This is a genomic window from Bifidobacterium sp. ESL0790 (assembly GCF_029395435.1).
Lineage (GTDB): Bacteria > Actinomycetota > Actinomycetes > Actinomycetales > Bifidobacteriaceae > Bifidobacterium.
In genome coordinates this window covers 714,245-741,185 of record NZ_CP113915.1, presented here as the reverse complement: position 1 = coordinate 741,185, position 26,941 = coordinate 714,245, and the positions used below count along the sequence as shown (strand labels likewise).

General features: G+C 61.9%; 19 protein-coding genes and 1 other RNA gene. 9 read left to right on the top strand and 11 right to left on the bottom strand.

Features of this window, described 5'->3' with window-relative positions:
• The first annotated feature begins 11 nt into the window (after positions 1 to 11).
• Together OZY47_RS02645 and OZY47_RS02640 are read left to right on the top strand one after the other, a co-directional pair.
• Positions 12 to 1,256, top strand: a complete 1,245-nt coding sequence (locus tag OZY47_RS02645; RefSeq protein WP_277178481.1) for a carboxylate--amine ligase — start codon at positions 12 to 14, stop codon at positions 1,254 to 1,256.
• The gene (locus tag OZY47_RS02640) at positions 1,253 to 1,993 is read left to right on the top strand and encodes an amino acid racemase (protein ID WP_277178478.1); all 741 of its coding nucleotides are present in this window, start codon (positions 1,253 to 1,255) and stop codon (positions 1,991 to 1,993) included. The genes OZY47_RS02645 and OZY47_RS02640 overlap by 4 nt, the downstream gene beginning before the upstream one ends.
• Before the next feature lie 147 nt (positions 1,994 to 2,140).
• On the opposite strand, the gene OZY47_RS02635 is transcribed toward OZY47_RS02640, so the two are convergent.
• Together OZY47_RS02635 and OZY47_RS02630 are read right to left on the bottom strand one after the other, a co-directional pair.
• The gene (locus OZY47_RS02635) at positions 2,141 to 5,926 is read right to left on the bottom strand and encodes an AAA family ATPase (RefSeq protein ID WP_277178476.1); all 3,786 of its coding nucleotides are present in this window, start codon (positions 5,924 to 5,926) and stop codon (positions 2,141 to 2,143) included.
• A 398-nt stretch (positions 5,927 to 6,324) separates the two neighbouring features.
• The gene (locus OZY47_RS02630) at positions 6,325 to 7,950 is read right to left on the bottom strand and encodes a folylpolyglutamate synthase/dihydrofolate synthase family protein (RefSeq protein WP_277178474.1); all 1,626 of its coding nucleotides are present in this window, start codon (positions 7,948 to 7,950) and stop codon (positions 6,325 to 6,327) included.
• Between the two features lie 206 nt (positions 7,951 to 8,156).
• Between OZY47_RS02630 and OZY47_RS02625 the strand changes: the two genes are divergently transcribed.
• From OZY47_RS02625 to OZY47_RS02605, 5 genes are all read left to right on the top strand, one after another.
• Positions 8,157 to 9,755: an aminopeptidase P family protein gene (locus OZY47_RS02625; protein WP_277178472.1), complete on the top strand. Its 1,599-nt coding sequence runs from the start codon at positions 8,157 to 8,159 to the stop codon at positions 9,753 to 9,755.
• 272 nt (positions 9,756 to 10,027) lie between these two features.
• A complete protein-coding gene (locus tag OZY47_RS02620; protein WP_277178470.1) occupies positions 10,028 to 10,549 on the top strand; it encodes an NUDIX domain-containing protein in 522 nt (173 codons plus the stop codon).
• 231 nt (positions 10,550 to 10,780) lie between these two features.
• Positions 10,781 to 12,097: an ROK family transcriptional regulator gene (locus OZY47_RS02615; RefSeq protein WP_277178468.1), complete on the top strand. Its 1,317-nt coding sequence runs from the start codon at positions 10,781 to 10,783 to the stop codon at positions 12,095 to 12,097.
• Positions 12,098 to 12,117: 20 nt separating this feature from the next.
• Positions 12,118 to 13,014, top strand: coding sequence for a carbohydrate kinase (locus OZY47_RS02610; protein ID WP_277178466.1), 897 nt, complete (start codon positions 12,118 to 12,120; stop codon positions 13,012 to 13,014).
• Between the two features lie 200 nt (positions 13,015 to 13,214).
• Positions 13,215 to 13,871 carry a hypothetical protein gene (locus OZY47_RS02605; RefSeq protein WP_277178464.1) on the top strand — a complete coding sequence of 219 codons (657 nt, stop codon included), beginning with the start codon at positions 13,215 to 13,217 and terminating at the stop codon, positions 13,869 to 13,871.
• Positions 13,872 to 14,187: 316 nt separating this feature from the next.
• On the opposite strand, the gene nagA is transcribed toward OZY47_RS02605, so the two are convergent.
• The 6 genes from nagA to OZY47_RS02575 form a co-directional block, all read right to left on the bottom strand.
• Positions 14,188 to 15,501, bottom strand: a complete 1,314-nt coding sequence (gene nagA / locus OZY47_RS02600; protein ID WP_277179091.1) for an N-acetylglucosamine-6-phosphate deacetylase — start codon at positions 15,499 to 15,501, stop codon at positions 14,188 to 14,190.
• A 152-nt stretch (positions 15,502 to 15,653) separates the two neighbouring features.
• The gene (nagB, locus tag OZY47_RS02595) at positions 15,654 to 16,442 is read right to left on the bottom strand and encodes a glucosamine-6-phosphate deaminase (protein ID WP_277178462.1); all 789 of its coding nucleotides are present in this window, start codon (positions 16,440 to 16,442) and stop codon (positions 15,654 to 15,656) included.
• A gap of 58 nt (positions 16,443 to 16,500) precedes the next feature.
• Positions 16,501 to 17,517, bottom strand: coding sequence for an ROK family protein (locus OZY47_RS02590; protein WP_277178459.1), 1,017 nt, complete (start codon positions 17,515 to 17,517; stop codon positions 16,501 to 16,503).
• Between the two features lie 6 nt (positions 17,518 to 17,523).
• Positions 17,524 to 18,732: an ROK family protein gene (locus tag OZY47_RS02585; RefSeq protein ID WP_277178456.1), complete on the bottom strand. Its 1,209-nt coding sequence runs from the start codon at positions 18,730 to 18,732 to the stop codon at positions 17,524 to 17,526.
• A gap of 335 nt (positions 18,733 to 19,067) precedes the next feature.
• Positions 19,068 to 21,089, bottom strand: coding sequence for a beta-galactosidase trimerization domain-containing protein (locus OZY47_RS02580; protein ID WP_277178454.1), 2,022 nt, complete (start codon positions 21,087 to 21,089; stop codon positions 19,068 to 19,070).
• 83 nt (positions 21,090 to 21,172) lie between these two features.
• Positions 21,173 to 22,348 (bottom strand): MFS transporter, encoded by a 1,176-nt coding sequence (locus OZY47_RS02575; RefSeq protein ID WP_277179089.1) that lies wholly within the window; start codon positions 22,346 to 22,348, stop codon positions 21,173 to 21,175.
• On the opposite strand from OZY47_RS02575, the gene OZY47_RS02570 reads away from it, so the two are divergent.
• Positions 22,287 to 22,433 carry a hypothetical protein gene (locus OZY47_RS02570; protein ID WP_277179272.1) on the top strand — a complete coding sequence of 49 codons (147 nt, stop codon included), beginning with the start codon at positions 22,287 to 22,289 and terminating at the stop codon, positions 22,431 to 22,433. The genes OZY47_RS02575 and OZY47_RS02570 overlap by 62 nt on opposite strands.
• Positions 22,434 to 22,875: 442 nt before the next feature.
• Here OZY47_RS02570 and ssrA read toward each other — a convergent pair.
• Positions 22,876 to 23,270: a transfer-messenger RNA gene (ssrA, locus tag OZY47_RS02565) on the bottom strand.
• A gap of 247 nt (positions 23,271 to 23,517) precedes the next feature.
• Between ssrA and dtd the strand changes: the two genes are divergently transcribed.
• The gene (dtd, locus tag OZY47_RS02560; protein ID WP_277178452.1) at positions 23,518 to 24,009 is read left to right on the top strand and encodes a D-aminoacyl-tRNA deacylase; all 492 of its coding nucleotides are present in this window, start codon (positions 23,518 to 23,520) and stop codon (positions 24,007 to 24,009) included.
• Positions 24,010 to 24,035: 26 nt separating this feature from the next.
• Here the strand turns inward: dtd and OZY47_RS02555 are convergent, their stop codons facing one another.
• Both OZY47_RS02555 and OZY47_RS02550 read right to left on the bottom strand, forming a co-directional pair.
• Positions 24,036 to 25,283 carry an FtsQ-type POTRA domain-containing protein gene (locus OZY47_RS02555; RefSeq protein ID WP_277178450.1) on the bottom strand — a complete coding sequence of 416 codons (1,248 nt, stop codon included), beginning with the start codon at positions 25,281 to 25,283 and terminating at the stop codon, positions 24,036 to 24,038.
• The gene (locus tag OZY47_RS02550; RefSeq protein ID WP_277179087.1) at positions 25,280 to 26,779 is read right to left on the bottom strand and encodes a Mur ligase domain-containing protein; all 1,500 of its coding nucleotides are present in this window, start codon (positions 26,777 to 26,779) and stop codon (positions 25,280 to 25,282) included. Before OZY47_RS02550 ends, OZY47_RS02555 begins: the two co-directional genes overlap by 4 nt.
• Between the last annotated feature and the right edge of the window lie 162 nt (positions 26,780 to 26,941).

The window sequence follows — 26,941 nt, the reverse complement described above, 5'->3', positions numbered from 1 at the left end:
TGAGACATATCATGAAGCAATTCCAACCTGTATTACTTGGCAGCGATATCAACGCCTACGGCATGGCCCGCGCCTTCCACGAGGCCTACGGCATCAGGACGCAGGCGTTCGCGCATTTCCAGCTCGCGCCCACGCGCTATAGCAGCATCATCGACGTGCACATCGTGCCAGGCCTCGACCAGCCGAAGACCTTCGTGAAGGCGCTGGTGGACTACGGCAAGCGGATGAAGGCCGACCACCCCGACACCACGCTGCTGCTCATCCCCTGCGGCGACGTCTACGCCAACCTGCTGAGCCGCGCCGAAACCGAGCTCAAGCCGTATTTCGTCTTCAACACGCTCGACCCGGCGCTCAACAGGCAGCTGAGCTACAAGAACACGTTCTACGAGACCTGCGAGCGCCATGGGCTGCCCTACCCCAAGACGAAGGTGCTCACGCGCGAGGGTGTGGCGCACGGCGAATACAAGAGCCTGCCCTTCGACTTCCCCATCGCCATGAAGCCCGCCGATTCCGCCGCATGGCTCGACATCGACTTCCCGGGGCGCAAGAAGGCGTTCGTCATCGAGACGCCCGACGAGCTCGATCTCTTGATTAATCTGGCCTACGACGCCGGCTACCAGGCCGAGATGATATTGCAGGACTTCATCCCCGGCGACGACAGCCACATGCGCGTGCTCAACGCCTACGTCGACCAGCACCACCGCGTGCGCATGATGTTCCTCGGCCATCCGCTGCTCGAGGACCCGACGCCCGAGGCCGTGGGCAACTACGCGGCCATCATCCCCGACTACAACGAGGAGATCTGCCTGAAGATCAAGGACTTCCTCGAGGACATCGGCTACCAGGGCGTCGCCAATTTCGACATGAAATATGATGAGCGCGACCACACCTACAAGCTTTTCGAGATCAACCTGCGTCAGGGGCGTTCCAGCTATTTCGTGACGCTCAACGGCTACAACCTCGCGCGCTGCTTCGTCGACGACCTTGTGGAGGACACGCCCTTCGACCGCAAGACCGTGATTGGCAAGGGCGGCAAGCTGTGGATGGAGATTCCGCGTTCGATCTTCAAGCAGTATGTGGCCGACGGGCCCGACAAGGATCGCGGCCTTGAGATGATCAAGAACGGCGACTGGGGCACGACGCTTGAGTACAAGAAGGACCGGCACTTCATGCGCTGGCTGCTCATCCGCTATATGTTCTCGATCTATAAGAAGCGTTACGCGCAGTACTTCAAGCAGAAGGGGAATCTCAAATGAGAAGGCCATTCTTCGCGGTTTTGGGCGGCATGGGCACGTTGGCCACTGAGTCGTATATCAGGCTCGTCGACAAGTTGACGGGCGCGCGGGCCGACCAGGAGTTCCTGGACTACGTGGTGTTCAACGACGCCGCGATACCCGACCGCACGGCCTTCATACTGGGGCGCAGCGACGACGACCCGTTCCCCGTGCTCGCCGACGACGTGGCGAAGGCGACGGCCATCGGCGCCAGCTTCATCACCATCCCCTGCAACACCGCGCATTTCGTGCTGCCGAGGCTGCAGAAGCTCACCGACGTGCCGTTCCTCAACATGCCACACGGCGCCGTGGAACGTATGAAGGCCACCCTGCCCGTCGCCACGCACCCGCGCGTCGGGTTCATGGGCACCGAGGGCTCGCGCCACATCGGGCTCTACCAGCGCGAAATCGAAGCGGCCGGCTATACGTTCGTCGAGCCGGATGACGAGCTACAGGCGCGCATCCACTCGCTCATCTACAACGATGTGAAGGGCGGCGGACCGCTTGATCTGGGGCGCTACCGCTCGGTGATCGACACGTTCCTCGACAAGTCCGACAGCCTCGCGGCCAAATACCGTTGCGACATCGTGGTGCTCGGCTGCACGGAGCTCTCGGTGCTCAACGAGGCCTTCCCCCTCCCCGACCTCCCCATCATCGATGCCCAAGCCGTCCTGGCCGAGGACACGGTGGCCCTAGCCAAGAGCCTGCGAGAAAAGTAGATCAACTCACATCATTTATGACATCTACCGTGGGTGGTGGGGATATGCGATGTTCGACACGCTCCGGGCCGCTCGGCCAAGTCATACGGTCGAACATCGCATATCCCCACCACCCACTCTGCATGAGGCTACTAACTGAAATTTCAGTTACTCATGTTCCAACTTCTGACTAATCACCGCCGTCACTCCATCTGATCTCATGGTCACTCCATAGAGGGCATCGGCGATGGACATCGTGCGCTGCTGGTGGGTGATGATGATGAGCTGGGCGTGCTGGCGCAGGTCGTTGAACGCGTTGATGAGGCGCGTCAGATTGATGTCGTCGAGCGCGGCCTCCACCTCGTCCATCACGTAGAACGGGCTGGGGCGCGCGGTGAAGATGGCGAAGAGCAGCGCCAGGGCAGTGAGCGAGCGTTCGCCGCCGGAGAGCAGGCTGAGCTGTTTGACGCGCTTGCCCGCCGGGCTGGCCTCCACGATGACACCCGTGGTGAGCAGGTCGTCAGGGTTCTCGAGGCGCAGCTGGCCCTTGCCACCTGGGAAGAGCGTGGCGAAAACCTTTTCGAAGGCGGCGGCCGTGTCGTCGAACGCGCTCTTGAAGACCTCCACCATCGTCTGGTCGAGGTCCTTGATGAGCTTCATCAGGTCGTCACGGCTCTTGACCACGTCGTTGCGCTGATCGTTCAGGTACTTGTTGCGGGCCTCGAGCGAGTCGTACTCCTCAGTGGCCAACGGGTTGATCTTGCCGAGGGCGGCGAGGTCGCGCTGGGCCTTCTTGAGCCGTTTTTCCTGCTCGGCGCGCACGTAGGGCACGGTCTGGTAGTGTTCGGCGAAATCAGGGTCGGTGAATGATGACGGATTGACCGGGTTCATGCCTTGCGTTTGTATGTGAGCATCGTCGGAACCAGCTGAATCAGCGGAGTCTGTCATATCCTCGTTGGCATCGACAACATTCGCATTCTCAGCGTCAGAACCGGCATAGATATCACTATCTTCATCGTCGTCCGCCACACCTTCAAGCGGCACCGGCTGCCCGTTCTCGTCGAGCACCGGCACGGGCATCGCGGGCCCGTAGGCCTCGGCCAACTCGTCGAGCCCCATGCCCAGGTCGTCGGAGACCTTCTGCTGCAACTGGCCGTATTGCGCGGCCACACGCTCGCGGGTGACGTCGAGCTCATGCTCCTTGGCCTGCAACGCCGCCACTTTCGGCTCGTCCGTGTCGCGCTGGCCGCGCAACTCCTTGAGCTGGCTGTCGTGGCTGGATGCCTGCTGGGTGAGCTCGTCGCGCTTGGCGACCACCTGGCGCAGCTCGGCGTCCACCAGTTGTGCCATACCACGGGCGTCGGCGGCTATGGCCCTGCTGTGGGTGCGCTGGCGCTCACGACGGGCGTTGAGCTCCTTCATCCGGGCGCGGCGAGCGGTGGCCTCGCGGGCGTTGTCGTGCAGCAGGCCAGCCTGGCGCGTGAGCGATTCGATCTTGCGTTTGGCGTCGTTCCAGGTGATCTTGGCGGTCGTCTCCTGCTCGCGGGCCTTATCGAGCGCCTGCTCGAGGCCGCGCACGCGCTCGTCCAGGCCTTCGGGATTGCCGTGGCCGTCGTCGGCGTCGCGCGTCTGCTCCAGCGCCGCGTCCAGATCCTTGAGCTTGAGCTGGTGGTTCTGCCCGTCCTCCTGGGCGCGCTTGATCTTGGCCTCGATGTCGTCGAGCTGGCTGGCGAACCGGGTGACGCGCTCCTTGGCGGCGAGCAGGTCCTTCTGCGTCTGCTTGGCGCGGAGCTTGGCCTGCATGCGCTTCTGCGATTCCTCGTCCACCTTGAGCCGCGCCGCGTCGCGCTTCTTGGTCGTCTTTTCGATATTCGTATTGAGTTCGTCGATCTGGGCGGCGCAATCCTCGGCCTGCTGCAATGCCGCGTCACGTCTTGCCGCCAGCGAAAGGTCGCTCTGCGGGCGGGAGGAACCGCCGATTGCACCCACACGGTTGACGATCTCGCCGTTTTTGGTGACCACATGGCCGAATTGACCGTCATGGACGAGCTTCAGCGCCTCATCCATGTCGTCCGCCGAGCCGACGTCGGTGAGCAGGTCGCGCACGGCCATCACGATGCGCGAGGCCAGTTCCTTGTCTTTGGCCTTGGGATTCGCGGTGACCAGAGCGGAGACCTTGTGGCCCTTATCATTGTGGGCATTCGAAGTGGCATCAACACCGTCATCGCCATCGCCGTCATTACCGTCGCCATCCACCGGATGTAGCACGACGGCCTTGCCGAGCCCGTCGTCCGAAGCCTTGCGCAACGCCTCGAGCATATTGGCCTCGCCGGGCACCACGATGGCGCTGGCGAACTGCTCGAGCGCGTGGGCCACGGCCTCCTCCCAGCCGGGCTCGACGTGGATGAAGTCGCTTAAACGACCGAGCGCCGCCACCTTCTTGTCCTGCCGCAGGGCGCCCGAGGCGTTGCGGCTTTCCAACGTGTCGTCAATCGCATCGGCCTTGGCCTTCGCCGCGCTCACCTTGGCGTTGAGCCCTCGCAACTGCTCCTGCATGGCATCGAGCTCGTCCTGGCACTTGCTCAGCTCTTCACGGGCCTTGTCGAGCGCGTCTCCGGCACCGTCTTCGCCGTCACGCTGGGTGTCGGCATCAAGCTTGTCACGTTGCGCCACGGCCTCGTCGCGTTGCTCGGCGATGGTGACACGTTGCGCGGTGAAATCCTTCACGCGGGTGTCCGCCAGCTCGATGGCTGACTCCTCACGGGCCTTGAGCTCGCGCAGGTTGGCGATCTGGTTGTCACGCTGTTGCGCGGCCTTGCGCAATTCGATCAACGTCTGGCGGGCGGCCGCAAGCTGTTTCTCGTTGTCGGCGCGGCGTTCGGTGGACTGGTCAAAGGTGAGGCGGGCGTCGGAGACCGTCTTCTCTCCTTCCGCCACCTGCCCGTCGAGCTCCTTGGCCCGCGCCTCAAGGATGTCCGGGTCCTCACCGAAGTTGGTGATCATCTGCCCGGCGACCGAACGCGCGCGCTCGTCAGCCAGCGACGCCAACGATTCGAAGCGTTCCTTGAGCTGGGTGAGCTCGTGCCACGTCTCGTTGACCTTGGTGATGGCCGGGTTCGACTCGCTGCTCAGCGCTTCCACCTGCTCGATGCGCATCTTCACTCTGGCCAGGCCACGCTGGGCCTCCTCCAACTGACCACGCACCTGTCCCAGCTCAGTGCGTAAGCCGGCCCGCCTGGCCATGGCCTTTTGCGAGTCCTCGGCATAAATCCTGGACTGGGCGTCACGCAACGAGACCTGGATGCTCTGCGCGCGACGGGATATCTTGGCCTGGCGTCCGAGCGGGCCCAGCTGGCGGTGAATCTCGTGCAGCAGGTCGTCGGTGCGGGCGAGATTGGCCTCGGTGTGCTTGAGTTTGCGCAGCGCGCGTTCCTTGCGCTTGCGGTGCTTGAGGATGCCGGCGGCCTCCTCGATGAAGGCGCGGTGACCACTCGGGTCCGCTTTCAGGATTTCGTCGAGCCTGCCCTGCCCGACGATGACGTGCATCTGCTGACCCAAGCCAGTGTCGCTCAGCAATTCCTGGATGTCCAAAAGCCTGCATGCGGAGCCGTTGATGGCGTACTCGCTGCCGCCGTTACGGTAGATGGTGCGGCTGATGGTCACTTCGGTGTAGTCGATGTCGAGGGTGTGGTCGGTGTTGTCGATCGTCAGGCTCACCTGCGCGCGGCCCAGCGGCGGACGCGAGGAGGTGCCGGCGAAAATGACGTCCTCCATGGAGGTGCCGCGCAGGTTCTTGACGCCCTGCTCGCCCATCACCCAGGTCAGCGCGTCGACGATGTTGGATTTTCCGGAGCCGTTGGGGCCCACCACGGCGGTGATGCCCGGCTCGAAGCGCAGTGTGGTGGCGGAGGCGAAGGACTTGAATCCCCTGAGCGTCAGTTCCTTAAGATACATGGATTATTAACTTCCTCTGTTCTTCCCTCTTGCCGTTCCCCATCACCGGGCACGCATTGCTATCCATTGCAATCATACCGGCCAGCACACCTAACCGCCCTACAAACCGCAACTCCGAGCCGGAATCCATTGCTTTTCGTCACGCCGAAACCGAGAATCAGGAAGAAAAGCACTAAAACCGCCCCAAAATAGTGCTTTTCTTCCTGATTCCAGACTCCCCTGCGACAAAAAGCACCTTTTCAGGCCCGTTTTGATGCTTTTCCCACTGATGAAGTCACAAATCAGTGAGATAAGCACCTTTTCGAGCTCATTTTGGTGCTTTTCCACAGGTTGGACCTGAATCTGTGAGATAAGCACTATTCCGAGCAGGTTTGGGTGCTTTTCCCACTGGTGGGGGCTCAGTCGCTGGGGTGGCGGTCCTTGGCGGTGGAGTGGTCGTTGTCGTGGCGACGGAGCTGGTCGGCTGTGGAGCCAGGTTCCGGTTCTCCCTCGAAGGGGACCTGCTTGACGCCGAAATCGCCGAATGCGTCGCCGAAGACCTCGGAGACGACGTCCTCCTCCGGCTTCGCGTCGTTCTGGCCCTTGGCATCCTCGCCCTTGGCGCCCGCGGCACGCTGCGCCTTGGTTAACGCCAGCTCCGGGTCCTTGCGCTCCTTGAGCAGAGTGCGCGCGTCGCCGGCGGTGACGAAACTGCCGCAGATGAGCACGCCATGGCCATAGCCCACGCCCAGCTCGTCGTCCTCGTCGACCATGTCGACCGCGCGCTGGATGGCGTCCGGCAGCTCGTCGATGCGGGTGACGCGGTCGCGCCCGAAGACGCCAACTGCGATCTTCTCAAGGTCCTCGGCGGGCATCACGCGGTCTCGCCACGAGTTCTCGGTGACGATGATATGGCTCAAAATCGGCTCGAGCGTGCCAAGGTATTCCTCGACCTGCTTGTCCTTCATCATGGCGACCACGCCGACCAACTGCTCGAAGTTGTAGTTCTCCTCGAGCGCCGCACGCAGCGATTCGGCGGCGTTGACGTTGTGACCACCGTCGACGATGATGGTCGGCGAGGTGCGCACCTGCTCGATACGGCCGGGAATCTTGACCCCGCCCAGCGCCTCGGCCACGACCTCTTGGGTGAGCTGGCCGTTGACGGGAATGACCACTTCGGCTGCCGCGAGCGCCGCGAGCGCGTTGTGCGCCTGGTGCTCGCCGAACTTGGCGACCGGAATATCCTCGTAGACACCGTTGGGTGTGCGCAGCGTGACCAGCTGTCCACCCACGGCCGGGGCGCGCGAGACGACCTCCATCTCCTCGCCGTCACGGATCATGGTGGCGTGCTCGGCCACGGCGGCCTGTTCCAGAATCGGCATGACCTCGGCCTCGTGCGGCTGCGCGCCGATGATGGCGGTGGACTCGTGCTTGATGATGCCGGCCTTCTCCGTGGCGATCTTCTCCACGGTGTCGCCCAACCACTGCATGTGGTCCATGTCGACCGGTCCGATAATCGCGGCGTCGCCGTTCAAGGCGTTGGTGGCGTCCCACTTGCCGCCCATGCCGACCTCGAAAATGGCCACGTCGACGGGCGCGTCGGCGAACTTCCAGACGGCCATCGCCGTGAGGATCTCGAAATAGCTCATCGGGGCCTTGCCGTCGGCCTCCATCTTGTGGTCCACAAGCGCCACGAAGTCCTTGATCTGCGTCCATGTGTCGATGAAATCGTCATCGGAAAGTTGCTGGCCGTCCACGGCGATGCGCTCGTTGATCTTCTCCAGATGAGGCGAGGTGTAAAGGCCGGTGCGCATGCCATACGTACGGCAGATCGCCTCGGCCATGCGGGCGGTGGAGCCCTTGCCATTGGTGCCGGTGATGTGGATGATGCGGAACGTGTCCTCCGGGTGGCCCAGCAGGTCGAGCATCAGGTTCATGACCTCGAGGTCGTGCCCCAGCTCCTCATGCGTGGTGCGCCGGCCCATGATCTCGCGCTCGACCTCACGAATGGTGACCCCGCTGGTGTTCGGATGCTCAAAAGACATAAGACCTCGTTTATCGCTGAAACGCTTAAAAATAGACGTATCTATTGTATGAAACAGTCTCGCCAGCGCTAAGCTGCGCGGCGAACCCGGCGAGGCGGCGAGACGCGAGCTGAAGGGGCCTTGTGAAAAGGCGTGGGAACGGGCCCGGAACGGTCGGCGAAGACACTAGGATGGACGGTATCTATATTCACCGATCAGGAGAGGACATGGGCGAAGTCGTGACCAGCAAAGACAAGGAATACGAGGCACAGGAGATGGCGAAGGCGCCAGGGGCGGACCAACCGATGGAAGACAGGACCAACAACCGCACGTTGCGTCCGACCACGTCGAAGAAGTTCGCCGAGTTCATGAAGACCGGCTGGGACAACCAGGAGCCCGAGATCAAGCCGCTCGAGTCCAGCAAGTTCATTCCCGCGCGTCTCGAGGCGCTGGGCAAGCGCTTCCCCGGCGAGCGCATCGTCATTCCCGCCGGCACCCCCAAGGTGCGCAACAACGACGATGACTACGCCTTCCGCCCCAACACCGAGTTCTCCTATTACACCGGGCTGGGCCAGGATTACGAGGCGGGCGCCGTGCTCGTGCTGAACCCCGTCGACCCCGAAAGCCCTGAGGCCAAGGCCGGCAAGACCCACACCCCGGAGCTCTTCGTGGCTCCCCGTGCCGACAACAGCACCGAGGCCTACTATGTCGATTCGCACTATGGCGAGTACTGGGTCGGGCCGCGCGCCGGGCTCAAGGAACTGAGTGCGATGACCGGCATCGAGACCCACGACGTGGCCTCCCTGCCTGATGCGATCGGCAAGGACGTCGGCGCCGAGGCGGGCGCCGTGCGTGTGCGCGTGGTGCGTGCCGCGGACGAGCAGATGACTGCGCAGGTCGAGGACATGCGCGAGGCCAACGGCTTCCCCGATCCGGCCGCCAACGAGAAGGCCGACGACGAGCTGCAGGAGTTCGCCTCCACGGCCCGCATGGAGAAGGATTCCTACGAGGTCGGCGAGATCCGCAAGGCCGTCGCCGCCACCAAGGACGGCTTCGACCGTATTCTCACCCGCCTGCCCGAAGCCGTGGGCAAGCCGCGCAGCGAGCGCATGCTTGAGGGCGAGTTCAACGCCGTCTCCCGCGAAGAGGGCAACACCGTCGGCTATGACACCATCATCGCCTCGGGCGAGCACGCGCCGATCCTGCACTGGATGCGCAACACCGGTGTGGTCGGCCACGGCGAGATGCTGCTGATCGACGCGGGCATCGAGGTCGACAGCCTCTACACCGCCGACATCACCCGCACCTTCCCGGTGGACGGCAAGTTCACGCCGCTGCAGAAGAAGATCTACCAGGCCGTGCTTGACTCGCAGAAGGCCGGCTTCGAGGCCGCCAAGGTGGGCGCCACTTATTCCGACATCCACCACGCCTGCATGCGCGTCATCGCTCAGAAGCTACACGACTGGGGCATCCTGAAGGTCGACGTTGAGGAATCGCTCTCCCCCGAGGGCCAGCAGCACCGCCGTTGGCTCGCCTGCGGCGTGGCCCACCACCTCGGCCTCGACGTGCACGACTGCGCGCAGGCCCGTTACGAGTCCTACCAGGGCGCGAAGATCACGCCCGGCATGGTCTTCACCATCGAGCCCGGCCTCTACTTCGCCAAGAACGACCTGCTGCTGCCTCCCGAGATGCGCGGCATCGGAGTGCGTATCGAAGACGATGTGCTGATGACTGAGAATGGGCCTGAGTGGATTTCCAAGGATATTCCTAAGGAGATCGACGACGTGGAAGCGTGGATGGCGCAGCGTGCGGCTGCCAGGAAGTAGTTCTTTCTTCGCGTAACGTTGCGATCCAATTGCTTGGGAGGCTGGGATATGCAATGTTCGGGACACTCAAGGCCGTTCGGCCAAGCCTACGCCCGAACATTGCATATCCCAGCCTCCCAAACTGCATATTGATGCTTCCGGAGAGTAATTCATCGCACACGCTTCGGGGTTTGGGGAGCGGATTGGGGATGTTTTAGGGATTCATCGGCGAAGGCCCTTCTTATGTTTTGACTTTTGAGTGTGTACTTTGGTTTAACGAGCAAGGATTTAATATGACTACACCGAGGTTTGTGGTGGAGCTGCGGGAGAAGATTGGGCACCAGTTGCTTTGGCTCAGTGGGGTTACTGGGCTCGTAGAGGATGTCGAAGGGCGGATTCTGCTCGGGCAGCGGGCCGATACCGGGGAATGGGCGATGGTGTATGGAATCAACGAGCCGGGCGAGCAGCCAGCCGACACCGTGGTGCGCGAGATCAAGGAGGAAACCGGCATCGACGCCGTCGTAACCGATTTGGTGGCCGTGGTGTCGTCCTCCAAAATCGTCGCCTACGCCAATGGCGACCGCACGCAATATATGGATCATTCGTTCCTGTGCAAGCTCAAGCCAGGCGGCAACGCCGAACCCTTCGTAGGCGATGATGAGAGCCTCAAGGTCGGCTGGTTCAGCCGCGACGCGCTCCCCCAGCCACTCGCAGCCAGCACCGTCGAACGTCTGCAGCTCTTCGACCAATACCAGCGCAACAAGTCCAGCGGCGACGCCCACGCCCTCTTCGTCACGGACGGCCGAGTTCACTGACTTAAGGCGAGGCTGGACCTGACAAAACAACCTAAACAAACAAAAGAAAGGTGTAATCCGGCTAATCAATCACATTGGAACATGATGGCCAATTACGCGAAAATCCTCTTTTAAAATCTTCTACGGGAGCTTGCTTTTTCTATTAACTCAGTTAACATATGAAGTAAGTTAATGAAAACTTTTGCATCGACGAAGATTCATTTCACCGTCAGGGCCCGAGGAGGTGTCGACATGGAACATGCCACGCAACGCGTCGCCTCCGTCACTTCCACCTCTTCGGCAACCTCCATCGCCCCCGCGATCTCTCTCATCCCGGCAACTTCCCGAATCTCGCGCACCGACGTTTCGGAGGCGAACCGCTCGCGCATCCTATGGCATCTTTATCGGCATGGGGTCTCGTCGCGGGCGCAGATCGCCAAGGCGCTGCATCTGACGCCGGCCGCCATCACGAAAATCACGGCGAAACTCATTGACGCGGGCATCGTCGTCGAGACCGGTGAAATCAAAGGCAGCAAACGTCGACGCTCCATCGGCCTGGCCATCAACGCTAGCCGCTTCCACTTCATCGGCGTGAAATTCGCGCGCAGCCTCGTGCAGATCGGCGTCTTTGATTTGGCGGGCAACCGTGTCAGCCTGGTCGATTTGCCCACCGTCGATGACAGCACTGTGAACGAGGCAGTCACGGCGATTCACCAAAATGTCGACCAGCTGCTGGCCCACGACCCCAACGTCGTTTCCATCGGCATGGCCGTGCCGGGGCCATATCTGCGCGAGACCGGACGCGCGGCGCTCGTCTCGTCGATGCCCCACTGGCGCAACATCAACTTCATCGAGGAATTCGCGCAACGCTCCCCCGTCCCCCTTTTCATCGAGCAGGACGCGCGCGCCGGGGCCCTGGCGCAACGGCTTTTCGGCGAGCCCAATGGCACCGGCAGCCTGGCCTATTACCTGCTGGGCGAAGGCATCGGCCTGGGCGTGATCGACGGCGGCGAGCTCGTCTACGGCAATCTCGGCGCGGCCACCGAGCTCGGCCACGTCTCCATCGACATCAACGGACGGCCGTGCGAATGTGGCAATGTCGGCTGCCTCGAACGCTACTGCTCGGCCGGTGCGATCCACGACGAAATCGACAAGCGCGGCATCGTCGCAGGCTCGAAAACCATGACCCACCGCGAGGCCTGCGCCCGTCTTTTCCAAGCCTCGCAGCAAGGTGACAAGGCCGCCCGCGAACTGGTGCGCGAGGTCGGTCGTTACGCGGGCTACGGCTGCGTGACCGTGTGCAACACCTTCAATCCCAGCCGCATCGTCATCGGCGACATCGGCGCGATGGGCGGCGACATCCTGCTCGAAGCCATCCGCGAGGTGGTGCGCCAACGGGTCATCCCCGAAATCGCCGACACCACCGACATCTCGCTTTCCGCCCTACCCACCGACGCCACCGTGCTCGGCGCGGCCGCGGCGGCGATCACCCGATTTTTGGACCATCCCATGCGATTTTTGGGCGACACCACGAACCACGCGGACCAAAAGACGCCGAAAAGCGCCTAACCACTAGGAAAGGACCAATCATGGCCAAACCAATCGTCGTATCCCTGGGAGAGCTGCTTTGGGACATGCTGCCCACCGGCAAACGCGCGGGCGGCGCACCGGTGAACTTCGCCTACCACGCGGCCATGAACGGCGCGGAAGGCCATGCGATCAGCGCCGTGGGCGAGGACCCGCTCGGCGACGAGCTGATCGAGGCCACCAAGAAGTCCGGCGTCGACTCGATCATCCAACGCAACGCCTGGCCCACCTCCACCGTGGAGGTGACGCTCAAGAACGGCATCCCCGAATACACCATCATCAAGGGCGTGGCCTGGGACCATATTCTCTACACGCGCGAGCTCATCGAGATGGTGGAGAAGGCCGACGCGATCTGCTACGGCACACTCGCCCTGCGCAACCACGAATCGCACGACACCATCGTGGAGCTCCTGAAGCACACCAAGCCCGGCGCGATGAAGTTCTTCGACATCAACATCCGCGGCGACCACTACTCCAAGGAGCTCATCGAGGAGCTCTTGGGCTACGCGACCGTCTTCAAGATCAACGACGCCGAGCTGCTGCTGTTGCGCGACATGTTCAACATCCGCGGCACTTCCGACGACGAGGCCTGCCGCTGGTTCATGGACCAGTACGACCTCAACTACGTCATCCTCACCGGCGGCTCGACCTTCAGCACCATCACCGCCAAGAACGGCGAGAGTTCCACGCTCGACACCCCGCGCGTGGACGTGGTCGACACCGTGGGCGCCGGCGACTCGTTCTCCGGCACGTTCACCGCCAAGATTCTCACCGGCTCGCCGCTGCTCGAGGCGCACAAGGCCGCCGTCAACACCGCCGCCTTCGTCTGCACCCAGGAGGGCGCCTGGCCCGAATACCCCGAAAACGTCCCCGACTACCTGGCCGACGCCAACGCGTGATGTTGAGCCTGAACTGGAACCTGGGCTCCGATTAAACAAACCATAATCTAAACTTCTAAACGAAAACGGCGTCACCGCGCCAAAGCATGGTGACGCCGTTTTCGCGTTTTTCGTTGGGAGATTGTCGAATTATCACGCATTTCCCCTTGAATTTTGCATTACTCTTGTATTGTCAACAACGACATAAGAGGGGAAGAACCATGGGAGCGAAGAAGCCCGACAATACCAATGACGCCACAGACGCCACAACCCAAATATTCCCCGAAGCCACCGCACAAAAGACTCTGGAACCACAACCGGAACCAGAATCAGAACCACAGCAGCCAGATCACAAAGCCAAGAAGCAATCCCACGCGTGGTGGAAAAGCGTCATCGCGGTAATCCTCGCGCTCATCGTCGGCATAGCCATGGGCGCGGCCAGCGCGAATATCGACCCAAAAGAAAGCAATGAATACAAGACGCTCAACAGTGAATATTCAAAGACCCAATCGGAGCTGAAATCCACCCGCAAGCAACTCGACAAAGCGAAGCCGAAGGCGGATAAATGGGATAAGGAACAAGCCGAGAACAAGGCCAAGCAGCAGGCCGCTGACCTGCAGAAGCAACAGCAGGAGCAGGCGCAACAACAAGCCCAGCAGCAAGCCGCCGCCCAAGCACAAGCTCAGGCACAGCAACAAGCTCAAGCCCAAGCCGAAGCACAAGCACAGCAGCAAGCCGAGCAGTCCCAAAGCGGGGGCACGGGCTTGGCACATCCCGGCGCGTTTTGCTCCGGTGCCGGGTCCACGGCCCCATCCGACCACGGCGGCATTCTTACCTGCAAATTCGCCCGCGATAACCGTCTCCGCTGGATGCACTGAAATTTCGAATAGAGGTATGCGATTATCGGCTTACAGTTAGCTGTTTTGCCCACTCCTACTCAAGTTTGCACCCAACCTTGAGGCTTTCAACGTTTTGCCACTTACTTTAAAGGAGTCGAATTCGACTCCTTTAAAATTCGGGTTGTTTAGTTGCCCCCAGACTCCCAATAATTTACTCCATATGATCTCGCAATATGTCAAACGCCACCAGAATGAGATCTGGTGGCGTTTGGCATATTCATCAATTTGGTGACCGCTATCTCGGCTTTCTGGGTGCGTGGACTGCTGGCAAGGCGAGCCCAATCGCCCTTGGCGGCTAGCGGATTTGGCGACCGGCGCACCAGACTTGGGAGACCTGCCAGGTTGAGGGGTTGCTAATCAGCAGGTCGGCGGCGTAGCCCTCGGAGAGCAGGCCTAGCGGAGCCTCGGTGACGGGGTTCGGGCGGTCGAAGCCGAACGCGCGGGCGGGCGTGAGTGTGGCGGCCTCCACCGCGTCGGCCGGCGCCATCCCCAACACGTTGACGGCGCGGGCGACGGCATGCTCCAGCAACAATGTGGAACCTGCGATGGCGCCGTTCGAAAGCAGGCGCGCGTGACCGTCTTTGACGACGACGTCCAACGCGCCGAGCTTGTAGGCCCCATCGGGGCAATCGGTGGCCGACATGGCGTCGGTGACGAACACGATGCGATGCGGCGCGAAGGCCACCCCCATCCGAAGCACCGGATTCTGCACGTGGAACCCGTCGTTGATGAGCTCGATGGTGACGCGGGGATCCTCGACGGCGGCGGGAATCGGGCCGGGCTCGCGATGTTTCAGTCCGTTCATGGCGTTGAACATATGTGTCATGATGCCGGCCCCGGCCTCGAAGCCACGCTTCGCGGTCTCGTAATCAGCGTCGCAATGCCCGACCGCGGGGACCACCCCGGCGGCCGCGAACCGCTTGATGGCGCTGATGCCGTGCGGGAGTTCCGGGGCGATGGTGATCTGGCGAATCGCGCCATCGGCGGCCTCCAGAAGCCGGTCGACCAAATCGTCCGTGGGGTCTTTCAAACATTCCGGATCGTGCGCGCCCTTGCGGGAAAGCGCGAGGAACGGGCCCTCCAGATGGGCGCCGAGCACATCCGGGCGCTTGCCCATCACGGCCTTGACGTTCCTGAGATTGTCGCACATCACGTCCATGGGATTGGTGATGAGCGAGAGCACCTGCCGCGTGGTGCCGTGGACCATGTGCCCGGCGCGGGCGGTGTCGATCCCCTCGAAACCGTCGTCGAACGACTTGCCCCATGAACCGTGCGCATGGATGTCGACATAGCCTGGCGTCAGATTCCGGCCTTGCGCGTCGATGTTCACGACCCCGGGCATCAGAGTCAACGCTGAATCCGCAGAAGCCTCAGAAACCGAGTCGGCGGAAGCCGAATCGACGATGCCCAAACCACGGCACTCCGATTCCAACGTCGCCTCACCCACACCAGTAGCCACGATGACACCATCATGCGCGACAAGCCAGAAACCATCCTGGATGCCCCGGGCGTCCACCTTACGGGCGTTGCGGACGACCAACCACGGGCACGCCGCGCCTTCCACAGCCTTGGTGACCGCATCGACCGTCGACCGCCTATCCGCTTCCATCATCATTGACCCACATCCCTTCGTCATCTCAAGCTCCACTTGCAACGTACACCGCATCCGCGTCCGACACCAGATACGGATGCGGGGCTGGCACGAACCGATCAGGCCGTGCCGCCCCAACTATTCGCCAACTAGACCTAATCCAGGCCTAATCAGATCTCCTGCCATTCGGGCTTGTGCTCGTAGGCGTAACGGTAGTAATCCTTGTGCGCGAGCTTGGATGCCGCGGCCTCGTCGACGATGATGGTGGCGTGGGGATGCATCTGCAGCGCCGAGGCGGGGCAGAACGCGCTGATCCCGCCCTCGCAGGTCTCCTTGATGGCCTCCGCCTTGCCCTCGCCGAACGCCAGAAGCACGAGATGGCGGGCCTTCATGATCGTCCCGATGCCTTGGGTGATGCAGTGGGTCGGCACCTGGTTGATGTCGCCGTCGAAGAAGCGGGCGTTGTCGATGCGGGTCTGCTCGGCCAGCGTCTTAATACGCGTGCCGCTGGCGAGCGATGAACCCGGCTCGTTGAAGCCGATATGGCCGTCGGTGCCGATGCCGAGAATCTGCACATCGACGCCACCCGCGGCCTCGATCGCCTCGTCGTATTCACGGCCGGCGTCCTTGATGGTCTCCAGCTTGCCGTTGGGCACGCGAACCTTGGCCGGGTCGAGGCCCAGGGGCTCCACCACCGTGCGGGTGATGGTGCTGCGGTAGGACTGCGGATGCGCCGGGTCGAGTCCGGCGTACTCGTCAAGCGCGAAACCACGGACCTGGCTGACGTCGATCTTGCGCGCCTTGACCTGCGCGGCCAAATGCCGATAGGCGGCCAGCGGGCTGGAACCCGTCGCCAGGCCCAGCACCGCGTCGGGCTTGCGTTCGATCAGATCGGCCACGCACTTGCCGTAGATCTCCCCCGCCTCGTCCTCGTTCTTGGTGATGATTATCTCCGCCATATCTGTTTATCTCCTTATATCTGTGATTGAAAATTCATGCACTGATACGCACAACGATTCATGCGACAGGCTCAAGTTCCATACCGACCAGCGCGGCGCCCAACGCCCCCAAGGGCAGATCCCGGGGAGCAAGCTCCAGGCGGTCGCACATGTTGAGCGACGCCACGAACGCGCTTTCCTTCTCGCGCCTGCGCAGCTCGCGTTTGATCTCGTCGAGCAACGGCGAGCCGACCTTGGTCGTCCCTCCTCCGATGACGACGATCCGCGGGTCGATGGTCATCACGAGGATGTCGAGCGCGTCGGCGATCGCCGAGACGATGACGGCGAGGCATCGCACGGCCGCGTCGTGCCGGGGGCTGGATTCGTCGCGCACGCACGAGATGATGTCGGGCATCGGCGGGTCGGCGTAGGGCCACATGCGGGCGATTGAATGCCCGCCTGCCGCCGTCTCCAGGCATCCTTTCTGCCCACAGGTGCAGTTCCAGCCATGGGGCTCCACGGGGATATGCCCCACCTCGCCGACGGCGTTGCTGAATCCGTGGTCCGGCACTCCCCCGCGCAGAATCCCGGCCGCCACGCCGGTGCCAAGATTGAGGAACGCGACGACGTCCTCGCCCTCGCTTTCCGCAGGCCGGTTCGCCTCACAGAGCATATGGTAGGCGCCGACGGCCGCGGCGTTCACATCGTTTTCCACACGCACCGGCAGCGACGTGCGCCGGTGAATCTCCCCGGCAAGCTCGAGCCTGTCGATATCGAGATTGGCGACGTCCTCGACGATGCCGTCCGCCGGATTCACCCGGCCTGGAATTCCGATGCCGACACCGGCGATGGGTGCCTCATTGCGCTGGGAGAGGGTGCTGATGACCTCGACGATGTCGTCGACGACCATGTCCACACCAGGTCTGGCGGGAATCTCCAATTGGTCGGCGACCTTTATTCGCCCGCCTTGACGGGCGTCGACCAGCACGCCACAAATCTTCGAGCCACCCACATCAACTCCGATGAAAAACGACGCCCCATCGGCGTGAGCCGAGCTTGTCTCGCACTCTTCCTTCTCTTCGACAGCACAGCTCATCTATGCTCAATCCCCTTTCTTATTGGGCATATTGCGTTGACCGGCGGCATTCGCCGAACCGGTCGACGGGTTCGACATCTCGTCTCCTCCGACGTTTTTCCAGTGGATCGAATCCACCAGCCCGTTGATGACCGCGATGGCCTGGCCCAGCAGCACCAGGTCGTCACCCTGCTCGCAGCGATGGAGGGCGACCGGCGCACGGTAATCGACGACCGTGTCCGCCTCCAGCTCTTCCCTCATCGAGCCGATGAAGGCGTCGCCGACGATCTCCGCCGGGCCCGACACGGAGATGTTGCTCAGGTCCAAGAGGCTCACCGACATCGCCAGGGTCTTGCCCAAAAGCTGCCCGGCTTCGGCGAGGATGGCCGTGCGCGACTCCGGTTCCTTCGCGATCCGTTTTTTCAGCACCGGCGCGGAAAGCACGGTCTCCAGGCATCCGCGTTTCCCGCAGACGCATTTCTTCCCCTTGGGATCGACCACCACATGCCCGATCTCGCCGGAGGAATAGGCGTTGCCTTCCACGATGCGGCCGTCGACGCACACGGCGGCGCCCACACCCTGGTCAATCTTGATGAACATCGAATCCGCCGAGCACCTGCCGAACGTGCATTCGCCCAGCAGACCCATGTTCACGTCGTTGCAGATGACGGCCGGGACATGGAGACGCTTTTCGATATGCTCTTTGAGCGCGAGATTCGTCCATTTCAGGTTGACCGAGCGGATCACCGTCCCCTCGGAGTTCACGATGCCGGGTACGGCCACGCCAAGCCCCAAAATCGGCTGGTCGCTCTCGCCAAGCAACCGGTCGCACAGCTCGTCGAGCGCCTTCAGACGGACGTTGCCCATACCCTCGCAAGGAATTTCGGCCCTGGAGACGATGTGGCCGCACATGTCGACCAACGCGCCACGAATCATGTATCGTGCCGTCAGGTCGAGGGAGACCACACGCCAACCATCCGGGTCCACGGCGAGCATCACCGAGCGTTTGCCGCGCCCCGAGCGCTCGTCCATCCCCAGCTCACGCAGCAGATGGCTCTCCAACATCTCCGAGACGACTTTGCCGATCGCCATACGCGAAAGCCCCATGCGGCGCCCCATCTCGGCCCGGGACATCTGCCCCGAGGGAAACACCAACTGGAACGCCGACCGGATGTTGCTGGCCCTCGCGTCGGAGGGATCGGCCTTCAGCACCGGGTCATTGCCAAAAGTGGCCATCGGTTCCACGGAATTCGTATGGCTCAAAATCATGTTGCATCAATCCACATATTGTCAATAATCCTCATTCATCCCCTCTATTATGTCAAGATCGTTGACATAAAGCGGGGGCATAGAGCCGTCATGTGCAAGGCGATAAGCCACAACCGACATTCCCTATACCAAACAAACGCTCCAACGTATTCCGAAGCCCGAAACCCATCGCACGCTTGCTTTCGACCGCACGAAAATCGCACGAAAACCGAACGAATGAGAACGCTACCTGGCAGGCGAATCGCCGCCCGTGCTCTGGGTATCAGCCAGACACGGGCGGCAATCGTCCCACAGGCACCAGATCAGCCCAGCGCGATCTCCATGATCTCGTAGCCATTGATCTTGGGGATGGACATCGTCAGGTAGCCGTCGGCCACGCTGTAGCGCGACGGGTCAACGACTTCGCCCGAACGCACGGCGGTGACGGATTTGACCGACGCGTCGCCGACCTTGACCTTGACCTCCTGGTCGTAGAGCGGGATCTTCTCGTCGATGGTGTAGAGGTTGACCGCCTGCTTCTTGCACGGGTAATAGAGGCAATGCAGCAGCAGCGAGTTGCGCGACTCGGACTTGCGCAGCTGCAGCTCCAGGGAGCTGGGCACGCCTTCTCCCGTCTTCTTCACCAGGCAGTCGGGCAGCAGCAGGTTGAGGGCGTCGGCGAAGATGTCCTTGACCCACAGCGGCGCGTAGTCGCGATAGATGCGGAAGAGCGGATGCGAGAAGTAGATGACCCCGCCGTTCCTCGTGGCGGCCGGGAATCCCTTCACGCCCGTGGACGGCGCGTGCTGGTGGGAGCAGAACGTCTTGCCCTCGCGGTTGAAGTAGGGCTGCACCGACTCCAGGAGCACCTGCGAGCCCTCAGGCTGCACGCGGGCGCCGCGCTCGTACATGACCAGCTCTTCCTTCGGGAAGTCCTTGCCGATCGTGTCGTTGGGCATGATGAAGTCGCGGTCCCAATAGGACTCGCCCAGCATCGAGTTGCCGTAGAGCTCGTTGGTGGCGTCGCTGCCGTTGTCAAGCGACATGTAGGTACCGATGACCTTGCCGCCCGCGTGCACGTACTCCTCCAGCTTCGAGCGGAGCTGGTCGGTGCCCACGATCTCGTCGGGCAGCACGATCAGGCGGTACTTGCCGAAGTCGGCGTCCGGGTCGATGATGTCGAACTGGCAGCCGAGCTCGGTGAGCATGCGGTTGGCGCCGATCAGCGATTCGGAGAGATGGGAGTCCATGTTCCATTCGCGCTCGGGCGTCATCACCGCCACGTCGACCAGGGCCTCGGTGCCTTGCGTCACCGGCTCGAGGTCCTCGACCTGCGAGTAGACCTTGCCGATGAGGTCGTAGGCGGCGTCGGAGAGCTTGCCCTTGGGGTGCAGCTGGTCGCCGATCGAGCAGCCGGCGCCCATGGTGAGCATCTGGAAGCACTCGTATTCGAGGGCGTTGATGTTCTTGAGCGAGTGGAAATCACCCCAATAGGTGTGGAACTTGCCGGTCATGCCAATCACGTGCTTGCCGAGGTTGCGCACGTACTTCATCACGATGGGGAAATTGTCGTAGCCCCAGGTGCCGCCGGGCAGGCTCTCGATCTCCAGATGCGAGTAGTCGCCGAGCGAGGCCTTGTTGGACGGGCCGATATGCGAGCCGTTGAAGAAGATGGTCGCACCGGGCACGCGGCGGGCCAGAAGCTCCTTGACCTCGTGCTTGAACTCGTCGAGCAGGATCGAGCAGTACGCCTCGCGCTGGCGGATGTCGGTGTGGTCCATGCCGCGGCGCTTCATCTGCACCTGGCAACGCTCGCAATCGCAGGGCACCAGGAAGAAGATGTCGAGGAAGAGGCCGTCGATGCGGTCGGGGCCGAGCGTGTCGATGATGTCGTTGATATGGTCGAGCAGGTACTCGCGGTAGTTGCTGTTGAGGCACAGCGACTCGTAGAAGTTGGGCTTGGGGACCATCGGCTGGCCGTTGATCGTGTTGCCCTCGGGGTCGCGGGCGAGCCATTCGGGGTGGCGCAGCGCGCTGTATTCATCCCACTCGACGGTGCTGTAGACCGGCACGCGGATGCCGCGCTTGTGGCAGGCGTCGATCTGCTCAATCAGCAGGTTGTGGTTGGTCAGATGCGGATGGATGATCTCCGGATGGCGCTTGGACGGATAGAACAGATAGCCGTGATGGTCACGCGCGAAGAGGGTGATCGAGTTGACGTGCGCCTTGACCAGGCGGTCGGCGAACTCGTCGGCGTCGAAATCGGCTCCCACCGCGTCGATGTACGGGCTGGTGTGGAAATCGAGATGCACTTGGCGGTCATGAGACTGCAATGTCTGAACCATAGTAACTCCTTTGTATTGTTATGTTTCCAAGTAAAACCCGCCGTGGCCACACGTCGCTTCGCGCATGGCCACGGAGAATTCGATCAGATGGTCAACTGCTTGTCGACCTTGACGTTGATCAGGTCGATCACGGCCAGCACCAGGTAGAGGACGCCACCGACGATGATGGCGAACGCCGGAGAGTCATTGCCGAACAGCTTCGCGAAGAGGGCGAAGAAGTACGGGGAGATGAGGAAGCCGATGTTGATGGTGATGACGATGATCGAGGTGCTCAGGTTCATCGAGTTGGCCGGAGAGACATCGGCCAGGCGCGAGGTGAGCGCCGGGTTGATGATGCCCCAGGCGAAGCCGGAGATGAGCACGAGGGCCATGAGCACGGGGATGCTGTGCACCATGGCGATGGCCACGTAGCAGACGCCGATGATGATCTCGAAGATGAAGACGGTGAGGCGCTTGGTGACCTTGGAGATGCGCTCGAAGAGGATGCCGGAGAAGATCGCGGCGAGGACCAGGAAGCTGAAGATTCGGGTGGCGGTGCCGGCGTCGCCGATGTGCTCGTCGACCACGTAGTTGGCGAACTTCAGGGAGATGACGTTGTAGAACAGCGAGATCAGCAGGAAGACCACGGCCAGGAAGAGGACCTTCATGTTGGTGGAGGGCTTGACCGGCTTGCTGGAGACGTGGACCGTTCCGTCCTCGTCGATGGCGTTGTTGTTGATGTCGAAGTTGTCGAATTCCTTAGGCACGAACAGAATGATGAGGATGATGGGGATCAACAGCACCAGGAAGACCAGGTAGGTGGTGTTCCAGCTGAACGTGATCAGGAAGCCTGCGATGAAGAGCATGATGGTGTCGCCAAGGTTGCTCGCGGCGTTGCGGTAGCCCAAAAGCCTGCGTTGCCGGTCGCCTTCGTAGAGGTCGGTGATGTAGGAGACGCTCAGCGGGTTGAAGATGCCCATGCCGACGCCGAAGAGGAACCTGAAGACGAGGATCGGCCAGTACTGCGGGAAGAAGGTCGGCAGGATGCCGGAGATCAGGGCGATGATGAGGCCCGAGAGCACGGTCTTCTTCTTGCCGAGGAAGTTGGAGAACACGCCCGTGAGGACCGTGCCGACCATGACGCCGGCGGTCGGGATGGTGGTCAGCAGCTCGACGTTGGCCTTAGAGATGTCGGAGAACGCTTTTTCCATACCAGGGATGGTGCCGCTGATGGCATTGCTTGCCGACAAAAGAAACGACATTGACAGTACGCCGACCATCAATCGTTTCGACGACAGTGTCTTTTTGATGTCCATGATTATTTCTTTCTCCCTTTCCGACAATGCGAGACGCATTGCCTTATAACCTGCCCCGTCATCGGCGACAGGGCAAATCGGTAATTGTCAACCATACTAACATAAAAAATTCAGTAATACACCAAAACGAACCCTAATGTTAGAAAGAGGAATAAAAATCCCTTTTAAAAGCCCGGAATTGCACAAAAATAGCAAGAAAAATATCAAAAGGTTTCAGTATCGTACAGAACAAAACTTTTGTAATTCATATTTACGAAAAATAGGATCATTCGTCATGTAACTAGTTCCGCATCGAAATCATGCGAGCGATGCCCATAAACATCGACACGACGATTCAGGCAAACGGCCATCATCATAAAAACGGCGAGCGTTTGGCAGACACATCCGAACGTTGCAAAGCTCCTGATATTACCAAGCCTCAGGACCCCCGCCGCCAGGCTTTCCGCAACAACAAAAAGGGGCACTCGGAAAAATCCGAATGCCCCCTTGACTTGTGGAGATGCGGGGAATTGAACCCCGGTCCGATGACCGAACCCTCAGTCTTCTACGTGCTTAGTCCGCTGGCCGTATGGCGATTTTTCTGCCCCCATCCGTGTCGCGGACGATGGATGGCGAGCATATCTACAGTTAGAGTCCCTGAGTCACCCTGTGGTTCAATGGCTCAAGCAAGTCCTCTAATGACGCCCAACATCCTCCCGAAGACGAAAAGGAGTGGACGGAGCCGTTGCTCACTGGTTAATCCTGGCGCGAAGCTCAGGCAGCGAGAACGTACTCAGTGCGATTAGATTTAGCACTTGTTGTTTCGTGGAGGTCATCTCGAGTGGACTCCACATTCTCGGCACGCTTCCCTGCGACGAACAGGTCACCGTCGAAACCGATCATCCCCAATCTTGAATTATCAAGCCCCGGTTTGCACCGGAATACCCTATCATAACGTCTCTTGGCGACGAAGGACATCGTGCTGGCGAGAACGTGACTGAAAGCGTAATGGCAGGCTTTGATTACGGGATATCGCGGCGTTGCCCGAATCCGCTACCGTGATTCGGAATCGAGAGCCCAGACTTCATGAAAGCAGACAGCCACCACAAAACCAAGTATTCACCGCTTCCCCACCGCCCACTACACTGGGGACCATGAGAATCGTGTTGCAGAAAGTCAGCAAGGCCGGCGTCGATGTGCTAGACGAACAGACCGGCGAGCCGGATCCCACCTTCGAGCCGCAGCATATCGGCATCGGCTACATGCTGCTGGTGGGCGTCAGCGACAGTGACGGCGACGAGCAGATCAAGTGGCTGACCCACAAGATCGCCAACCTGCGGGTCTTCGAGGACGAACAAGGCAAGATGAACCTCTCGCTCAAGGACGTGGGCGGCGCCATCCTCTCGATCTCGCAGTTCACGCTCTTCGCCAACGTACGGCGCGGCAACCGGCCGAGCTTCATCGACGCGGGCGAGCCGAAGCACGCCGAGCGGGTCTGGCATGAGTTCGACGACGCCCTGCGCGCCGAGGGCATCGAAGTCAAGGAAGGGCGTTTCGGCGCCCATATGCGGGTCAGCCTGGTCAACGACGGCCCGGTGACCATCACCTTCGACACCGATGAGCTGATGGCGAAGGGCAAGAAATAAAAGCTTGAGGCCGCAGCCGCACCCAGCTATTTGATGATGGGCCGCAACGGGGCGGAGACGTCGATCTGGTGCTTGTCGCCGATCTTGGTGGGGTCGTTGCTGATCTTGTCGACCACGGCTTTCTTGAGTTTCATATCGGACGAATCGCCCCAGATGATGACGCGGTCGCCGTTGTTGATCTCGGTGGTCACCGAATCCTGCGTCTTGGCCTCCACCTTGGTGACGCTGTGGCGCATCTGCTGGGGCATCTGGTTCAACACACGTACCGCCTGCTGCACGGCGCGGTTGCTGAGGCTTGAGCCCACATTGTTGACCTCGATGACCGGGATGCCCTGCGCCGAGACGTTGCCCACGGAGTTGAGCACACGCCCGTAGCCGTCCACGGCGGCCATGTTGCCGTTGGGGGTGCGCAGCATGGCGGCCGGCTCCTGGGCCGTGACGCTGACCTTGATGCCCTGCGGATATTGCTTCTGGACCTTGGCCTGCGAAACGCCGGGTATCGATTTGAGCTGCTTGACCACGTCGTTCGACGAGACCAGGAACAGCGACTTGCCGGATTGCTTCTTGGCGATGGAGACGATCTGCTCCTTGCCGACCCACTGGTTCTGCCCGGAGACGCTAATCTGCTTGGCGTCGAGACGGAAGACCGGCGAGAAGAACATGAACCAGACGAGCGCGGCGACGGCGGCGAGCGCCACCACGGCGGCCACCGCCTTGCGCACCACGACCATCGTCTTGGCGCGCTTGCGCTCCTTCAGGCGGGCGTTGAAATCGACCACCTTGGGGCGCGCGGCCACGCCGAGCACGTTCGTGGTCTGCGAGAGGGTTTTGGAGACGAGGTCCTCGCCCTCGAGCTTTCTGGCGTCGACGAAATCACCGGGGGCGCTGCGCGAGCGCCTCGACCCGGCCGAGGAGATCGAGCGCGGCTTGCCTTTGGGCCTGGAGCTGCGGTTGGCGGTGCGGCTCACACCGCGGTTGACGGCGCAGGCACGCCCGGCGGATTTGCGCCGGGTCGTGGATTTGCCACCGCTGGACGCGAGCGAACGGCCTGTGCCGCCGGAACGCCTGGTGCGCGAGTTCGTGGATTTCGAGCCCGAACCGGCGCGGCGGGCGACGCTCTTCCTCGCCGAAGACGAACCGGCGGCATCCTTGGCCACACGCCTGGATCCGCCACGTTTCGCACTTGACGACCCGGAGCTCACCGAACGGCGAGGCTTGCGCCTTGACGCGCCGCCTTTCGAGTCCTCCGAACCGATCACACGACGTCCGCTCACGCCCGCTCCACATCGTCGCGGGCCGCGAGCGCCTTGAGGATGACGGCGTCCATGGTGGTCACGTCGCCAGCGCCGACGGTGATGATGACGTCGCCGGAATGGGCCTGGCTTGCCAACGCCTCGGCGCCCTCACACAGGTCGGCGCATGTCGAGATCCAACCGGTTTGCGGATTGTGGTCCACGGATTGCGCGGCGTCGATGATATTGGCAGAGACGACGCCCGGGAAGTCCTCCTGCTTCTCGCGTGCCGGGTAAATCGGCGCGACGATGGCCTCGTCGGCCCCGGAGAGCGCCTCGGCGAACTGCGGGGTGAAGAACTTAGTGCGGCTGAAGAGATGCGGTTGGAAGAGCACGCGGATGGTGGCCTCGGGGTAGCGCCGGCGCGCGGCGGCGAGCAGGGCCTTAATCTCGGTGGGATGGTGGGCGTAGTCGTCGACGACGGTGACCCCGTGCTCGCTGCCATTGACCTCGAAGCGGCGGGAGGCCCCCAGGAACGTGGCAGCTGCCGAGGCGGCGACATCCGGATCCATGCCCAATAGAGTGGCGGTGACGATGGCCGCGGTCGCGTTGCGGGCGTTGTGCACGCCCGGCACACGCAATCCGACCGAAACCTTGCGCGGCTGTGTGGCACCGGTCAACCCAGCCGGCAATTCGATCACGAAACGCTCAGCGCCATCTCCGACGGACTCCTGCTCGGAGAGGATGCGCACGAGCCATGGGCCATCGTTACCCTCATCGGCCTTGTTGCTGGCAGCCGGCGCCGAATCGGTCATACCGGCGATTTCGGCGATGGTTCCGGCAGATTCGGTGGTATAGCAAATCGTGCGGCTACGGACCTCGGGAGCGAGCATACGCATGATGGCGCGCGAGCCCTCATCGTCGAGCGACATCACGATATTGCGCTTGGCGTGCCCGGCGTACTCCACGAACGCCTTGCGGTAATGCTCCACGTCGCCGTAATGGTCGAGGTGGTCGGCCTCGGCGTTGACGATGAGCGCGAAGGCGGGATGGTATTTCTCGAAGCTGCCGTCGGATTCGTCGGCCTCGGCAACCAGCACCTCGCCTTTGCCCGCGTGGCCGCCGTCCAATGCCTCGCCGTGCGGGTTCTGGATGGAGCCGCCGATGGCGTAGCTGGGATCGGCCAGCTCACCCGTTCCGGCGTTGACGAGGATATGCGAGAGCAGCGAGCTGGTGGTGGTCTTGCCATGCGCCCCGGCCACGCTCACCGACTCCTTGGAGGCCATGAGCAGCGCCAGGATGTCGCTGCGGTGCACGATGCGGGCGCCCTGCGCGGCCGCGGCCACAATCTCCGGATTGTCAGGCTTGATGGCGGTGGAGAAGACGACGATTTTCGCGCCGTCGACGTTGCCGGCCTTCTGGCCGATATAGACCTTGACGCCCAACGATTCCAAGCGCTCAGTCCTGTCGTTTTCGGCACGGTCGGAGCCGGAGACCTCCACGCCCCGCTCCTCCAGCATCTCGGCGAGCACGCTCATGCCGGCCCCGCCGATGCCGATGAAATGGGTGTGGCCGAGCCCGGAGATGGTGTCGGACGGGCCGAACGCGGCGCGCTCCGGATCCAAGACGACCGGCTGGCCCTGTTCGCGGCCCTCATTGTTGGTTGGTGTGCTCTGCGACACGTCATGCTCCTTGACAAG